The following is a 13,464-nucleotide window of genomic DNA, read 5'->3' as shown; positions in this document are numbered from 1 at the left end:
GCATTTCCCTTACTACCAATCCTAAGGATCTGAGTGTTTTCATGCACCATACTTTAATTGTCGCCAACCAGCCTATTGACCTGGCGCTACCGGCGCTAACTGTTGTGACCTTCGAACAATATCTGGCTGACTATCCAAAATGGAATGAGCCAAAAACCCGTGTCATCAATTTATGTGATACTGAGCAGTATCTAAGTAACGGCTATTATTGCTCGCTATTGGCCGAAGCCAGACAACACCGGGTAATCCCCAGTGTTAACACCATCAACGACTTGCGTCTGGCGCAAAAAAGTCATGAAGCGCCGTTGCTGATAGTCAAGCCACAGGAAAAAGTGGTGTTGGAAGCCCTCAGCGGTGACTGCTATGTCTTTTTTGGCAAAACCGATGACAGCCGTCTGAAACGTCTGGCCAGTCTGGCGTTTGCCCGTTTTCCGAGTCCGGTATTAAAGTTAGTCGCCCGCCCGGAGCAAAATGCGGTGTATTGCCAGTCGGTGGGTTTTGATGCCATTGAACCAGCTTTACAACCTACATTTGCTGCGCGCCTCGACGACTACCGTCAGCAGCAGTGGCGCAGTGCTGGTAAAAACAAACAATATCGCTGGGACATGGCCATTTTGACCAACCCTGACGAACCTATGCCGCCCAGCGACAAAAAGGCGCTGAACCGATTTGTTAAAGCGGCCGGTAAAGCTGGCTTTCATGCGCAAGTGGTGACCGCCGCGACTATTGGTGACATTACCCAGTACGATGCTTTGTTTATTCGTGAAACGACTGCTATTGACCACAATACTTACCGGTTGGCCAGAGCGGCCGAACGGGAAGGACTGGTGGTGCTTGATGATAGTCAGTCCATTTTACGTTGCTGTAATAAAATCTATCTGCAGGATGCGTTTAGTTACAATAAAGTACCGGCTCCTAAGGCGCGTTTCGTTACTGACGCCAAACCTGCTACGTGCAGTGAGCTGATTCAGGAATTGCAACTGCCGATTATTCTGAAACTGCCGGAAAGCTCATTTTCAAAAGGTGTGTTTAAGGTGGAATCAGCCACGGAATTAAAATCGCGGTTGCAGGAAATGTTAGAAGCGTCGGCATTAGTGCTAGCGCAGGAATATGTGTTTACTGAGTTCGACTGGCGTATCGGTATGTTAGGTGGCCGACCCATTTACGCATGTAAATATTTTATGGCGCGTAATCACTGGCAGATTTATCACCATGACGGCGATAAAACCGACTCAGGTGACTTTATTACCATGCCAACGTTTGAAGTGCCTAAGCCAGTATTAAAAGCAGCTATTGCTGCCGCTGGTGTTGTAGGCACCGGTTTGTACGGCGTGGATATTAAACAACGTGGCAATAAAGTCTTTGTGATCGAAGTCAATGATAACCCCAACATCGATGCTGGTATTGAAGACAAATACCTGGGCGATGAGTTGTATTACCTGATTATGCAGGAATTTGTGAGTCGTGTAGAACGTCGGGGGCGGCAGTAATGAACACTGATGACACGGGCTTGACGCTGCGTTCGGCTACGGTAGCCGATCTCGATGCCCTGGTGACATTAGAAAACAGCTGCTTTGCCAATGATAAGTTAAGCCGCCGCAGTTTGCGGCACTATGTACAGGCCAGCAGTGCTGAGCTGGTGGTGATTGAGCAGCAGGGCAACCTGCTGGCTTATGGTTTGCTATTGTTCCGCCGTGGCACCTTACTCACCCGTCTTTACTCGCTGGCCGTTGCTGAGATTGCCCGTGGTCAGGGACTTGCCGAAAAAGTCATTGGCGAGCTTGAACTTCGCGCCAGTCAACGTGGCAAACGGTACATGCGACTGGAAGTCGCCGAACATAATCATGGCGCTATCCGGCTTTATCGCCGGCTCGGTTTTTTACCCTTTGCGGTGACAGCGCATTATTACGAAGATGACGCTACGGCTATTCGTATGCAAAAAGCATTACCACTTAATACCGCAGGTAAAAGTCTGCGTGAATGCCCCTGGTATCAGCAATCCACAGCCTTTACCTGCGGTCCTGCCAGTCTGATGATGGCGATGGCCATGGTTGAGCCGGATCTGCCCATGAACCAATCCGAAGAACTGGCCATTTGGCGCACGGCCAATACCGTGTATATGACCAGCGGACCGGCCGGAACGCATCCTCTGGGTTTGGCGATGGCAGCCATAGAGCGTGGTTTCGAGGCGAAAGTGTATTTAAGTCATGAAGGTCCGCTGTTTATCGATGGCGTGCGTAATGAACACAAGCGACAAACGTTGATCGCGGTTGAAAATGATTTTTTTCAGCAGGCGGAAGCGCAGCAACTGCCGGTATTTTACACTGACTGGTTCGCTGCCTTGGATCAGGAGGCAAACGCCAGTGACCGCGCCTTATTGTGTTTAATTAGTACCTATCGTCTGGATCGCAGTAAGGCACCACACTGGGTTGTGGTTACCGGTACTGATGAGCACTGTGTGTACATTCACGACCCTGATCCTGATACTGATGCGGCGGGATCCGGCATGCTGGATTATCAGCACATCCCCGTTGCCAGAGATGATTTCCAGCGTATGGCATCTTACGGAAAGCGGCGGGTTCAGGCGGCGGTAGTTATACGCCGCCCGCAACCAGACTTAATGTACAGCGATTTTGATTTGGCGGTCTAAGTTACGCATAGCGTCTACCAGCTTCATAAGGTCATCGATATTGCCCTGAAAGGCAGACTTTTTGACCATTGAGGCGCTGTCCTGGTGATTAAACCGGCCCTGGCTGGCTGCATCGAACATGGCCGTTTGGGCTTCGATTTGTTGCCATTGCGCCTGGTAGGTCGCGGGGATCAAATGGCGTTTCGCCATCAGCTTGTCACGGATCTGCAGCAATTGACCGGTGATCAGTGTCTGGTTTTTAGGTGTGTCAGTCATGGTATTTCCTCACTTTAATCGCCTGGCCCGATAAAAGTGGGCATTTCGCGAGACTGAGCAAATAATAAACGACTTTGGCTGTTAATAAGGTGTAAACCCTGATGTATAGGTAGCAATTTTGATACCTATACACTGGGTGAAACCTGCCACATTAGCCAAGCGGACGATAAAGGTGGCGTTGTTTGCGCCGCCGCAGTGTGATTGGCAATGCAAGCATCAGGTAGATAATAACGGTCGTAATAAGGGCTGATCCCACCGCATCCAGATGCAATGGTAGCGATGGCTGGTACAGCGTAAGAACTTTGCCGAGACGATCGTACTGGCCGGGTTGAGCAAAAAACCACGCTTGTTCAAAATAATTACTTTGGCGCAGCACCGCCAGTGCCTGCATAGCAGTTTCGTGTGCTTCTATAACCTGTTGCTTGTGAGCGGCGTCGTCCCTTATCAGTGGGTCGGTATTGCGCAGTAACGTCTCAATCATTTTGTCGGTGCTGGCGTAGCCATAATCGTCAGCCAATGTCTGATAATGACGGACCTCACTATTGGTTGCATCCACAAAGCCATTCAGATGCTGTAAGTAGTGCTCAGTGACCACGGGAACCTGCAGCAGCAAAATAAATAATCCTGCAAATAAGACTTTGTCGACGAGCCGTATAATGATCATCGTATTGTAAAGGCCACTGGTTCGTAGGTCATAGTTTATCCATATAATGTCTTTAAACTACTATAGATAGCATCACTAAGACAACTGAGTTCTCTACTGCTGATAATATACGGCGGCATGATATACACCAGCTTGCCAAAGGGGCGAATCCACACGCCGTGCTGAATAAATAACGGTTGCAAGCGTTTTATGTCAACCGGGTGCTTTGTTTCAACCACGCCGATAGCACCTAATACTCTGACATCAGCAACGCAGGCAAGTTCATTGCAGCGTTGCAGCTCTGCACCAAGTTGCTCTTCAATTGCTGCTACCTGTTTTTGCCAGTGTTGTTGCTGAATGAGCGCCAGACTGGCACCGGCCACAGCACAGGCCAGCGGATTGCCCATAAACGTAGGACCATGCATAAATACACCTGGTGAGCCTTCACACACGCCGCGAGCCACTTCTTCGCTGCATAAGGTGGCCGCCAGGGTCATGTAGCCACCGGTCAGCGCTTTACCTAAACACATAATGTCGGGACTAATGTCAGCATGGTTACAGCCAAAGAGCTTGCCAGTGCGGCCAAATCCTGTGGCAATTTCGTCACAAATTAGCAGTACATCGTAGGTATCGCACAACTGACGACAGCGACGTAAATATTCAGGGTGATAAAAACGCATACCACCAGCGCCCTGCACAATGGGCTCTAATATCAGTGCGGCCAGTTCGTTGTGATGGCGGGCGAAAAGTTCCTCCAGGGGCAGGATATCGTCTTCACTAAAGGTGTGATCAAAACGCGTCTGCGGGGCTGGTGCAAATATTTGTTGGGCAATAGTGTTACTAAACAGACTGTGCATGCCATTAACAGGGTCGCATACCGACATGGCGGCAAACGTATCGCCATGATAACCATTACGCGGCGCAATCAGACGGGCTTTTTCCGGGCGCCCCTGACAAGACCAGTATTGGACCGCCATTTTAATTGCCACCTCTACCGATACCGAACCGGAGTCGGCCAGAAAGACTCGCTCCAGACCGGGCGGCGACATATCCAGTAATTGTCGGCACAGATTAATGGCCGGTTCGTGGGTCAGGCCGCCAAACATCACATGACTGAATTTATCCACCTGCTGGTGGGCTGCAGCGTTGAGAGCAGGGTGATTGTAGCCGTGGATGGCTGCCCACCAGCTGGACATGCCGTCAATCAGGGTTTCGCCGCTGGTAAGACGGATTTGGGCGCCCTCAGCACCGCTGACTTCATAGCAGGGTAAAGGGTCGATGGCAGAGGTATAAGGATGCCATATGTGTTGCTTATCAAAATCTTTATTGTTTAATTTGTGCACAGTAGTAAAGCTTTTAAAGTTAATTTCGTTGACAACTTTTTGTTGCTGCATAGACTAAGCGACCAGACACTCAGAGTAAAGGATAGGCGATGTTGGCAACACAGCATAATTCAACGGCAAACGCAGTAAGACATGACTGGACCCGGGACGAAGTAGAGGCGTTATATGCGCTGCCATTTAATGATTTGCTGTTTCAGGCGCAGTTGGTGCATCGTGAAAACTTTGATCCGAATGCGGTTCAGGTGAGCACGTTGCTGTCGATTAAAACCGGCGCCTGCCCCGAAGATTGCAAGTATTGCCCGCAGAGTGCCCGCTACGATACCGGTTTAGAAAAGGAGCGTCTGCTCGAAATTGACAAGGTTCTTGAGCGCGCCAAAGAGGCCCGGCAAGCTGGCTCAACCCGTTTTTGCATGGGCGCAGCCTGGCGTAACCCTAAAGACCGTGATATGCCATACCTGACAAAGATGGTGGCTGAAGTTAAAGCCATGGGTATGGAAACCTGCATGACGCTGGGTATGTTAAACAGCGAGCAGGCACTGGCCCTAAAACAAGCCGGGCTTGATTACTATAATCATAATCTTGATACCTCGCCGGAGTTTTACGGCGATATCATCACCACACGGACTTACCAGGACCGTTTGGACACCCTGCAACATGTCAGAGATGCGGGCATGAATGTCTGCTCCGGCGGGATTGTAGGTATGGGGGAGAGCGTGGCCGACAGAGCGGGTTTATTAATGCAACTGGCAAATTTACCCGAGCAGCCCCAAAGCGTGCCAATTAATATGTTAGTGAAAGTCGATGGTACGCCTCTGGATAATGTGGAAGACATGGAGCCTTTTGACTTTATCCGCACTATCGCCATCGCCCGTATTATGATGCCAAAATCCTATGTGCGATTGTCGGCAGGCCGCGAAGAAATGAATGAACAAATGCAGGCGTTATGTTTTATGGCGGGCGCTAATTCAATTTTTTACGGCTGCAAATTGCTCACTACCTCTAACCCCGATACCCACGAAGATGTGCAGTTATTCAAAAAGCTGGGTATCAACTCTGAACGTAAGCGTGAATATTCTGATGAAGCTCATGAAATGGTCATTGGCGATGCCCTGGCGCAAAGCAAGAGCGCCAGAGATGACTTGTTTTATGACGCGACATCCAAAGGTCAAACCGAGACCGCTTAATGTCATTTGAGTTTATTAGTACACAATTGAGTGAGCGCCAGCGTGACGGCTATTACCGCCAACGCACCTGTGTTGACTATGAGCGCGATGGCATGATTGCCGTCAACGGCCAGCATTACCTTAACTTTGGCAGTAACGATTATCTGGGCTTACGCCACGATCAGGGCGTATTGCAGGCTTGGGTAGAAGGGCTTGCTCAATTTGGTGCGGGCAGCGGCGCATCGCCGCTGGTGACCGGTTACAGCGTTGCCCATCGGGAGCTGGAAGCTAATCTGGCTGAGGGGCTGGGCCGCGATGCCGTGTTACTGTTTAGTTCCGGATTTGCGGTGAATCAGGCTATCTGCCAGGCGTTATTTTCTGATCCGGGCGCTGGCTCAGGAGTCAGTAAAGGTGAAATTTTTGCTGATAAGTTTATCCACGCTTCCTTTATTGAAGGGGCAATGGCCAGTCACGCTAAGCTAAAACGCTTCGCCCATAATAACACCGACCACCTCGGCACCTTGTTAGCGGCCTCATCCGCTGAACATCGTTTAGTGGCCTCAGAAGGTGTGTTCAGTATGGATGGTGACAGTCCGGATATCGCCGCACTGGTAAACACCGCTAAACAGTCCGGCAGCTGGTTAATGCTCGATGATGCTCATGCTTTGGGTGTCACTGGTGAGCACGGTATGGGCTCTGCTGAACACTACGGCTTGTCGCAAAGCGATTGTCAGATAGTGATGGGCACCTTTGGGAAGGCGCTGGGCACAGCCGGTGCGTTTGTTGCGGGCAGCCATGAGCTGATTGATTACCTGGTGAATTATGCCCGTCATTACATTTATTCAACCGCGTTTCCGCCAGCCCAGGCCGTCGCGACCATTTACGCGCTTAACTGTGTGACAACCGGTGGGCAACGGGAATTATTGCATAATAATATCAGCCACTTTAAGGCACGGGCGAGGGCAGAAGGGTTGAACTTACTGCCGTCAGACAGTGCCATACAGCCTGTTTGTATTGGCGCGCCAAAACTGGCGTTGGCGTATTCTGAGCAGTTGTCACGCCGCGGTCTGTGGGTACCTGCGATGCGCCATCCTACGGTGCCTAAGAACACTGACAGGCTGCGAGTGACGTTAAGTGCGGTGCACACCAGCAAAGATATTGATGCATTGGTTGATGCGCTGGTACTGGTACGGGAGGCGCTCGGGCATGGCGCTGATTGAACCAGAACCGTATCAGTTGACCCGTAAAGTCGATGTCGCCCGGCGTTTCAGTAAGGCCGCAACCGACTACGAACAGTTTGCTAATATTCAGTTGCAGATTGCCAGTAAAACCTTATCCCGCCTGACCGGATTACGCGTAGAGCGGGCGCTGGATATTGGTTGTGGTACCGGGCGCCATACTGCTGAACTGGCGGGTATTGCGCGCTGCACCGAAGGACTGGATTTAGCGCCGGGCATGGTTGAAGTGGCCCGCCAGCAATTTCCGCATATCCTGTTTGTGCAGGGCGATGCAGAACAGTTACCCTGGACCACGCCCCGGTTTGATATCGTGTATTCCTCTATGGCGCTGCAGTGGTGTCAGAGCCCGATGGTGGCGCTGGCCGAAATACATCGCGTACTGATGTCCAGAGGCCGGGCAGAGCTGGCGATTATGGTCGATGGCTCCTTTGCCGAGCTAGTCACTGCAAACCGAAAGGCCAACGCCGGCTTGCAGCTTAATCGTCTGAGCGCAGCCCAGGACTGGCTGAATGCCGCGCAGCAGGCCGGATTTACCGTGACACGCAGCGACGTCATGACCTATACCGACACATTTACCTCACTGGTTACGCTATTACGCTCCATTAAGTGTGTGGGGGCGGGCAGCCCAACCAATAAAAAAACGGGCTTACCGGTTACCCGCAGCCGCCTGAAAGCCGTTGAACAAGCAATGGCATGCACAGCCACCGGCCAGTTATCAAATTCGTATCAGGTGCTGCACCTGTCCCTGGAGAAGCCTGAATGACCCGGACCTATTTTATTACCGGTACCGACACTGAAGTGGGTAAAACCTATGTCAGTTGCCAGTTGCTTACTGCCGCGGCTAAGGCCGGCAAAACCGCCGTGGGTTACAAGCCTGTGGCCGCCGGCTGCGAATGGCGCGACGGCGCCTGGCAAAATGAAGACGCGCTGGCTTTTTTACAGGCGTCAAATGTTGCAGTAACCCTTAACGAAGTGAACCCTGTTGCCTTGCAACCTGCTATTGCGCCGCACATCGCAGCGCAACAGGCTGGGGTAGAGATCAGCGAACAGCTTATTAAGGACGGGCTTGCCCGTTTGCAGGCCAGGCAACCTGATGTTGTGATCATGGAAGGCGCTGGTGGCTGGCGGCTGCCGCTTGGCAACGACCGCTTTTTAAGCCATGTGGTGCAGGATCTGGCACTCGAGGTGATTGTGGTCGTGGGGATGCGTCTGGGATGCCTTAATCATGCCCTGTTAACTGCCGAAGCTATTCAGGCTGACGGACTGAAGGTTAAAGGCTGGATTGCTAACCAACTCTGTGATGCCATGCCCTGTTTTGACGAAAATCTGGCCACCCTTGAAAGGCTGATGCCAGCGCCGCACCTGGCTACTGTGCCCTATGGCACAGCGCCAGACTATGCGCAGCTAGCTGCTAAGATACTGAGTTAGCTCCTGACCGGGCGCAATAGGGGTCTTGTTGGCCCCTTTGAAACAAAATCCCTCCAGCTCACCGAGCAAGGTCAGGCTGCCCTGACTGTATTGCAGTGCCGTCCCTTCGCGAATGGCTAATACCGGCGTGTCAGGATTAAGCTGAGTAAACTCAAATAAGCGATCATCGCGCGTTTCGCCGTTGTGATTAGGCGGCTGGTAATCGGTATAATGAGGGTTAATCTGACACGGCACAAAGTTGAGCGCGGCAAACGATGGTGGTTCAATGATGGGCATGTCATTGGTGGTACGAATACTGTTGCCACAGATATTACTGCCGGCGCTCCAGCCAATGTAGGGCATTCCCTGGGCTACCCGCTCCTGCAAAGGCACTAACAATTCCTGCTGGTACAGTTCAGATAGCAGGTTAAAGGTGTTCCCGCCGCCCACCAGTACAGCCTTTGCCTCTTGCAAAGCAACCAGCGGATCGTTGTGACGATGAATACCGGTGATGCTAAGTTCCGGTAGTGCCTCGCTGACTTTTTTAACGTAATCATCCCAGTCCAGGGTTACGCCGGCAAAAGGAATAAAAAGAACCTCTCGCTGTCCGTCCAGATGTGACATGATGAGTGTTTTGGCATGTTCCAGATAGTCTTCTTTGCCCATTCGGGAACTCGATAACATTAGTATGTGATAATTCGATTGTGTCGACATAAATCCGTTCTCTTGGTATCAAACATGGTTTTCAGTGGCAATGATAAGTACAATATCACACTGATTGACAGGTAATTTGCCAGGTTGACATAAAAAGGACAAACCATGACAACTCAACAAACTGCAGTACTGTTTGTGTGCTTAGGCAATATTTGCCGTTCACCCACTGCTGAAGCGGTATTCCGGCATAAAGCCGACGAAGCCGGGCTTAACCTCTTAATTGATTCCGCGGGGACTCACGGCTATCACATTGGTAGTCCGCCAGACAAACGCTCGCAGGCCGCCGGACAAGCCCTGGGCTACAGTTTTGAGGGCCTTACCTGCCGGCGCGTGAGCGACGAAGATTTCACAAAGTTTGATTTGATTTTAGCCATGGATCACAGCAATTTAGAGAATTTGCGGAACATGAGCGACCCGTCCCATCATCATAAAATTAAGTTAATGCTGGATTATGCCGGGTTAACCGATGAGGAAGTACCGGATCCTTATTATGGTGGCAAGAAAGGCTTTGAATTAGTACTGACGTTAATAGAGCAGGCCTGTGACGGCCTGATTACCGCACTACGCCAATGAGCAGCGCGCAAAGAGCCCGCTATATGGTGATGCTAAGTGCCGCAGTGGTACTTTGCGCCGGGCTTATTTTAGTCAACAGCTGGCAACGGGAACTCACTTCGGCGGTAAACTGGCATATTCTTTTGCGTATACAACTGCCATTAATCACTACCGCTATTTTAGTGGGAGTGGCATTGTGTACCAGCAGTGCCGCCTTGCAGGTGGTGTTGCGCAATCCGCTTGCGGATCCCGGGGTCATAGGCATTGCCAGCGGGGCCAGTCTGGTGGCGGCCGGTTTGTTGATCCTGCTGCCCACGTCTTTTATGCAGTACCTGCATTATATGCTGCCCGCGGCCTGTTTTGCCGGCGCGCTGTTGTCAACGTGGTTAATCTTTATGATTGCCCGGCGTCTCAGAGGCTTTAACAGTGCCGTTATTCTCGCCGGGATTGCGCTGACCACCATCGCAGGCGCCTTAATGGGCTGGCTCTACTTAATTGCAGATGCACAATCGATGCGTAACTTAACCTTTTGGATTATGGGCAGTTTACATCAGGCTGATGGTTGGATCCTGATGGTCGCTGCGCCGCTTATTGTATCGAGTTTTGTGTATTTAGTTCGCCAGGCTCCGAAATTAAACCGCCTCTATGCCGGTGACACCACGGCCAAAAGTGTTGGGGTTGATCCTCAAAAACTGGGCCGGGGCGTGTTAATTGCCGCCGCATTGTCGGTGGGTTGCGCCGTAGCGATCGCCGGTTCAATAGCCTTCCTGGGCTTGTTGATACCTCACTATTTACGCTTACGCTGGGGCTACGACAACCGTTTTATACTGCCCGCCAGCGGGCTTTGTGGGGCGATTACGCTATTGCTGGTGGCTCTGAGTAGCGAAGTAGTGCCCTACGCAACGCTGCCCGTTTCGATGGTGACAGCCACGATTGGCGGGCCATTATTACTGTTGGCGTTAACCCGGGGCCAGTTTAAATGAGTGTTGTGGTGGAGGTCGTCAGTGTCAGCGTCGCGCAGCGGCTGCAGGAGGTATCCCTGGCGTTGCCCGGCGCCGGGGTTAGCTGTGTGCTGGGGCAAAACGGGGCCGGCAAAACAACCTTACTGGAGTGTGTCGCGGGCTTGTTAGCGCCGGATAAAGGAACGATTTACTGGCAATCTGTTGACCTTGAGAGCGTGCCATTAACCGAACAAGCCGCCGTGCGCTGCTATCAAACCCAGGGCGACAGCATGCAGTTTGAGCTCACCGCCCGTGAGTTTCTGAGTTTTTACACTCAGGGGGCAGGCAGCGATTTAATCCCCGACGAACTCGAAACAGTACTGGAAGTTGCTGTGCTGCTCGATAAGCCGTTTGTGCGCCTCTCTGGTGGTGAACAGCAGCGAGTGACACTAGCCCGAACGCTCCTGCAAAACTGGGCCGGGGTATTAGCGGGCAAATGTTTAATCGTGCTCGATGAACCGCTCAAGGGGCTGGACATTCGCCATCAACGTATTTTTTTGCAGTTTTTACGCACATTGGCCGGTTACGGCAATCAGGTAATGTTTAGCTGCCATGATATTAACGCAGCGCTGAGTTGTGCTGATTTTGCCTGTTTACTGAAACAGGGAAAGTTACTGGCAGCGGGTCCGTGCATGGAAGTCGTTACGACCGAAAGCTTACAACAGGTTTTTGATTGCGAGTTTGAATTTGTGCCTGCGTTAAATTGCGGAATATATCTACAAAAGCCATAAATCCGTCGTGTTGTTTGTGCTATACTCCCGTCCCGATTTTTAGCAACCTTGTACAGGACGAGATTTAAGTGAATCCTTGGCAACCCGATAGTTGGCGCTCAAAGCCAATTTTGCAACAACCCGCATACGACAATCAGGCTGAATTAAAACGTGTTGAAGCAACGCTGAGCACGTATCCGCCATTAGTCTTCGCTGCTGAAGCCCGTGAGTTGCGTCGCCAACTGGGGCAGGTGTGTGAAGGCAAAGGCTTTTTACTGCAGGGTGGGGATTGCGCCGAATCGTTCAGTGAGTTTAACGCACCGAAAATTCGCGATACCTTTAAAGTTCTGTTGCAAATGGCCATTGTGATGACCTTCGCAGGACGTTGTCCGGTAACCAAAGTGGCACGTATGGCGGGGCAATATGCCAAGCCTCGTTCGTCTGATAGTGAGACCATTAATGGTGTCACATTGCCAAGCTATCGCGGTGATATTATCAACAGCTTCGAATTTACCGAAGCGGCACGTCGCCCCGATCCGCAGCGCCTGGTTGAAGCTTATCATCGCAGCTCAGCCACGCTCAATCTGTTACGCGCTTTCGCCCAGGGTGGACTGGCTGATTTGCATGAAGTGAATCGCTGGAACATGACGTTTTTAGAGAATAATCCGCAGAAAGAAAAGTATCAGGATATCTCGCGTCGTATTCAGGACTCGCTGGAATTCATGGACGTGATAGGGATTAATTCAACCAATACGCCTGTGCTGCATGAAACCTCGCTATTTACCTCACACGAAGCGCTGCTGCTTAACTATGAAGAGGCGCTGACCCGGGTCGATACGTTAACCGGCAAGCCGTACGACTGCTCTGCGCACATGGTGTGGATTGGTGAGCGTACTCGTCAGTTAGATCATGCCCATATTGAGTTTTTCCGTGGTATTCACAACCCGATTGGGGTCAAAGTGGGGCCGACGATGGACGAAGATGAGTTAATTAAACTGATCGACGTCTTAAACCCCAACAATGATGCCGGGCGTTTAACCTTCATTACCCGTATGGGCGCTGACAAACTGGAAGCGAATTTGCCACGCTTACTGCGTCGCGTAAAAGCGGAAGGACGCAACGTGGTGTGGAGTTCAGATCCCATGCATGGCAACACAATCAAAGCGTCAAGTGGTTATAAAACCCGTAACTTTGATGCCATCTTGAGTGAAATCCAACAGTTTTTCCAGGCGCACGAAGCCGAAGGCACTTATGCTGGTGGTATCCATCTGGAAATGACCGGCCAGCACGTTACCGAGTGTACTGGCGGCGCGTATCAGATCAGCGATGACGATTTAGCTAAAGCCTATAAAACCCAATGTGATCCGCGTTTAAATGCCGATCAGGTTCTGGAAATGGCATTTTTGATTTCAGATCACCTGCGCCGCATTTGATCCTATCCCAATCATTGCTTAATCGAGGAGCGCAGCGAGGCAATCGCGGCGCTCTTTTTCGTTTAGAATACCGGTGAAAATAGTTTTACGACGCAGAGCCGTGGTGGTTTTATCCTCAGCGGTGAGGGCGTTATAAAATTGTTGGTGATCGGCGCTGAGACTAAGAATGGCCTGCCAGTGCAAATAGCTGCCATAGCTCATCAGTCTCTCTGCATACCGGCTTTCCAATGTATCGAAGACCTGCGTTAGTAATGCCGGGTTTGACTTGATTTTATGTGCAATGCAGCGGTGCAGACACAAACTGCGCTGGTCGGCCCCTTGTTGCTGATATTTTTTCTGATGATATGCCACGGCC

The 13,464-nt window shown here is 51.2% G+C and carries 15 protein-coding genes; 10 read left to right on the top strand and 5 right to left on the bottom strand.

What is annotated here, in order from left to right; all coding sequences use genetic code 11:
• Nucleotides 1-41 precede the first annotated feature (41 nt).
• Both OIK42_RS13545 and OIK42_RS13540 read left to right on the top strand, forming a co-directional pair.
• The gene (locus OIK42_RS13545) at nucleotides 42-1,490 is read left to right on the top strand and encodes a RimK family ATP-grasp domain-containing protein (RefSeq protein ID WP_273641280.1); all 1,449 of its coding nucleotides are present in this window, start codon (nucleotides 42-44) and stop codon (nucleotides 1,488-1,490) included.
• Nucleotides 1,490-2,650: a GNAT family N-acetyltransferase/peptidase C39 family protein gene (locus tag OIK42_RS13540; RefSeq protein WP_273641278.1), complete on the top strand. Its 1,161-nt coding sequence runs from the start codon at nucleotides 1,490-1,492 to the stop codon at nucleotides 2,648-2,650. Before OIK42_RS13545 ends, OIK42_RS13540 begins: the two co-directional genes overlap by 1 nt.
• Here the strand turns inward: OIK42_RS13540 and OIK42_RS13535 are convergent.
• From OIK42_RS13535 to bioA, 3 genes are all read right to left on the bottom strand, one after another.
• Nucleotides 2,618-2,905 carry a hypothetical protein gene (locus OIK42_RS13535; RefSeq protein ID WP_273641277.1) on the bottom strand — a complete coding sequence of 96 codons (288 nt, stop codon included), beginning with the start codon at nucleotides 2,903-2,905 and terminating at the stop codon, nucleotides 2,618-2,620. The two genes, OIK42_RS13540 and OIK42_RS13535, sit on opposite strands and share 33 nt — an antisense overlap.
• 151 nt (nucleotides 2,906-3,056) lie before the next feature.
• Nucleotides 3,057-3,569, bottom strand: coding sequence for a DUF2937 family protein (locus OIK42_RS13530; protein ID WP_273641276.1), 513 nt, complete (start codon nucleotides 3,567-3,569; stop codon nucleotides 3,057-3,059).
• 35 nt (nucleotides 3,570-3,604) lie between these two features.
• A complete protein-coding gene (gene bioA / locus OIK42_RS13525; protein ID WP_273641274.1) occupies nucleotides 3,605-4,942 on the bottom strand; it encodes an adenosylmethionine--8-amino-7-oxononanoate transaminase in 1,338 nt (445 codons plus the stop codon).
• A 38-nt stretch (nucleotides 4,943-4,980) separates the two neighbouring features.
• Between bioA and bioB the strand changes: the two genes are divergently transcribed.
• From bioB to bioD, 4 genes are read left to right on the top strand one after another with little or no spacing between them, the layout of a single operon-like run.
• Complete coding sequence (bioB, locus tag OIK42_RS13520) at nucleotides 4,981-6,075, top strand: biotin synthase BioB (protein ID WP_273641272.1); 1,095 nt, start codon at nucleotides 4,981-4,983, stop codon at nucleotides 6,073-6,075.
• A complete protein-coding gene (locus OIK42_RS13515) occupies nucleotides 6,075-7,274 on the top strand; it encodes an aminotransferase class I/II-fold pyridoxal phosphate-dependent enzyme (protein ID WP_273641271.1) in 1,200 nt (399 codons plus the stop codon). Before bioB ends, OIK42_RS13515 begins: the two co-directional genes overlap by 1 nt.
• Entirely contained in the window at nucleotides 7,261-8,055 is a 795-nt protein-coding gene (locus OIK42_RS13510; RefSeq protein ID WP_273641269.1) for a methyltransferase domain-containing protein, read from the top strand. The genes OIK42_RS13515 and OIK42_RS13510 overlap by 14 nt, the downstream gene beginning before the upstream one ends.
• On the top strand, nucleotides 8,052-8,720 hold the full coding sequence (gene bioD / locus OIK42_RS13505) for a dethiobiotin synthase (RefSeq protein ID WP_273641267.1): 669 nt from the start codon (nucleotides 8,052-8,054) through the stop codon (nucleotides 8,718-8,720). Before OIK42_RS13510 ends, bioD begins: the two co-directional genes overlap by 4 nt.
• On the opposite strand, the gene pepE is transcribed toward bioD, so the two are convergent.
• Nucleotides 8,697-9,413, bottom strand: coding sequence for a dipeptidase PepE (gene pepE, locus OIK42_RS13500; protein WP_273641265.1), 717 nt, complete (start codon nucleotides 9,411-9,413; stop codon nucleotides 8,697-8,699). The genes bioD and pepE overlap by 24 nt on opposite strands.
• 105 nt (nucleotides 9,414-9,518) lie before the next feature.
• Here pepE and OIK42_RS13495 point away from each other — a divergent pair, with 105 nt between their 5' ends.
• From OIK42_RS13495 to OIK42_RS13480, 4 genes are all read left to right on the top strand, one after another.
• A complete protein-coding gene (locus OIK42_RS13495; protein WP_273641263.1) occupies nucleotides 9,519-9,986 on the top strand; it encodes a low molecular weight protein-tyrosine-phosphatase in 468 nt (155 codons plus the stop codon).
• Entirely contained in the window at nucleotides 9,983-10,948 is a 966-nt protein-coding gene (locus OIK42_RS13490) for a FecCD family ABC transporter permease (RefSeq protein WP_273641261.1), read from the top strand. The genes OIK42_RS13495 and OIK42_RS13490 overlap by 4 nt, the downstream gene beginning before the upstream one ends.
• The gene (locus OIK42_RS13485; RefSeq protein ID WP_273641259.1) at nucleotides 10,945-11,697 is read left to right on the top strand and encodes an ABC transporter ATP-binding protein; all 753 of its coding nucleotides are present in this window, start codon (nucleotides 10,945-10,947) and stop codon (nucleotides 11,695-11,697) included. Before OIK42_RS13490 ends, OIK42_RS13485 begins: the two co-directional genes overlap by 4 nt.
• Nucleotides 11,698-11,765: 68 nt before the next feature.
• Nucleotides 11,766-13,109 carry a class II 3-deoxy-7-phosphoheptulonate synthase gene (locus OIK42_RS13480; protein ID WP_273641258.1) on the top strand — a complete coding sequence of 448 codons (1,344 nt, stop codon included), beginning with the start codon at nucleotides 11,766-11,768 and terminating at the stop codon, nucleotides 13,107-13,109.
• An 18-nt stretch (nucleotides 13,110-13,127) separates the two neighbouring features.
• Here the strand turns inward: OIK42_RS13480 and OIK42_RS13475 are convergent, their stop codons facing one another.
• Complete coding sequence (locus OIK42_RS13475) at nucleotides 13,128-13,460, bottom strand: hypothetical protein (protein ID WP_273641256.1); 333 nt, start codon at nucleotides 13,458-13,460, stop codon at nucleotides 13,128-13,130.
• Nucleotides 13,461-13,464: the final 4 nt, after the last annotated feature.

The sequence above is a fragment of the Alteromonas gilva genome (genome assembly GCF_028595265.1).
GTDB classification, from domain to species: Bacteria; Pseudomonadota; Gammaproteobacteria; order Enterobacterales; family Alteromonadaceae; genus Alteromonas; species Alteromonas gilva.
Note: the sequence above shows the minus strand (reverse complement) of the source record. Positions and strands in the feature narration are given on the sequence as shown.